This is a genomic window from Desulfovibrio sp. 1188_IL3213 (assembly GCF_036763145.1).
In the GTDB taxonomy this organism is placed as follows: Bacteria; Desulfobacterota; Desulfovibrionia; order Desulfovibrionales; family Desulfovibrionaceae; genus Desulfovibrio.
Genome location: NZ_JBAIYR010000438.1, coordinates 1 through 1,786, shown reverse-complemented (window position 1 = coordinate 1,786; position 1,786 = coordinate 1). Strand labels below are relative to the sequence as shown.

The window sequence follows — 1,786 nt, the reverse complement described above, 5'->3', positions numbered from 1 at the left end:
GCAGCCTGTCGGCCAGCTCCTTGCGGGCAGGGTTCACGGCGATGCCGCGTTCGGTCACAAGAACGTCCACTGTGGAGCCGAGGGTGGTAAGCGTGGTGCATTTTTCCACCACAATGGGCAGGCGGGCGCGCACCAGCGGTGCGACAATGACGGTCAGTTTTGCCCCTGCGGCGGCATCGTTGTGGCCGCCGGAACCGCCGATAATTTTTCCGTTGGAGTCGGTGGTCACGTTGACGTTGAAATCGAGATCAATTTCCGTGGCGCCCAGCAGCACGGCGTCCAGATAGTCCACGCAGTTGCCTTTTCTGCCGGGATTGGCGTAGGTGTCGGCGGATATTTCCACATGGCGCGGGTTCCGGGCAATGGACTTCACGCTGTCCAGGTCAAAGCACTGTACGTCAAAGATGTTGTCAAACAGCCCTTCTTCAAGCATTTCCACCATATATCTGGTTATGCCGCCAAGTAAAAAACCGCCGTGCAGCTTCATGGCGCGCATGTCTTCTCGCAGAAAAAGAGAGGCGGCCAGCGATGCGCCCCCTGCGCCGGTCTGATAGCAGAAACCGTCCTGCAGCAGGCCGGAGGCCCGTATGACCGCCTGGGCATTGCGGGCGATGGCAAGGGCCACAGGGTCTCTGGTCAGACTGATGGAGCCGGAAACAATACCGGCCGGATCGCCAATCTTGTCCACTACCACCACATGATCCACCACGTCGTGGGGTATGCTCACGCGGCCCAGACCGCCTGCCGCCACATGATCCGTGACGGCGATGACCTTTGTTGCATGCCGGGTATCCGGGATGACATAGCCCAGCGAGCCGCAGGCCGACGGCCCTTCGGTTCCCGTTATGTTGCCCAGGCCGTCCACGGCGGGCGCGGCCACCACGGCGATGTCTATTTTGAGCGAACCTTCGCCGATGGCGCGGGGCCGGCCACCGTGCGAGCGGAACATGACGGGCCTCGGCAGGATGCCGTCAGTCACGGCTTTTGCCAGGGGGCCGCTCATGTAGTCTGTATCAAGGCCGGTGATCACCCCGGCCCTGATGTGCTCTATCAGGCGCTCGTGTACGGGAAAAAGCGAAGAGCAGGCAACGGTTATGTCCTTGACGCCCAGTGCGGCCACGGCGTCCATCGCCATGTTCACCACATGGTCCCCGTTGCGGAGGTGGTGGTGAAAGGACAGGGTCATGCCGTCCCTGAGGCCGCATTGGCGCAGAGCGTCGGTAATGGAAGCCATATGTTTGCGTTTCATGAAAATATCCCCTTAGAGCAATTTCACTCTGAAATTGTTCTGGCGGCAGCGTCATCAGACGGCCGCCACGAAGGCGTAAGCGCAACTGTTTGCGCTGTTAAGCGCCGTAGTGAGCGTCTTGAAGCTCTGATAATGTATATTCTCAAAGCCAGAATGCCCTAGGCGTCGGCCAGAAGCAGAATGCGTTCCGCCCTTTTGATAATGGGCAGGTCAATCATCATGCCGTCCAAAGAAACCGCCCCCTTGCCTTCTTCGTCAGCCCTGCGGGCGGCGGCCATCACACGCTTGGCCCAGTTGACTTTTTCCGGCGCAGGCATGAACGCCTGATTCACCCGATGCACATGGTGGGGCGAGATAACGGCCTTGCCGTCAAAGCCGAGTTGCACGGCATAGGCGGCGTCTTTTTCCAGCCCCTCAAGGTCGGACACAAAGGGATAGGGCGTGTCGATGGCAAGAATGCCCGCAGCCTTGCACGCTGTGACGAGGCGGGCGCGCGCATGGGCGATCTCGGCCCCTTCGGCCGTGCGTTGCGCACCC

Annotated in this window: 2 protein-coding genes; both read right to left on the bottom strand. The window is 60.5% G+C overall.

Features of this window, described 5'->3' with window-relative positions; translation table 11 throughout:
* Nucleotides 1-1,249, bottom strand: a 1,249-nt coding sequence (gene citF, locus V6C16_RS12360) for a citrate lyase subunit alpha (protein WP_333543341.1), incomplete at its 3' end; no start/stop codon positions are given.
* Between the two features lie 158 nt (nt 1,250-1,407).
* Nucleotides 1,408-1,786, bottom strand: a 379-nt coding sequence (locus V6C16_RS12355; RefSeq protein ID WP_333543340.1) for an HpcH/HpaI aldolase/citrate lyase family protein, incomplete at its 5' end; no start/stop codon positions are given.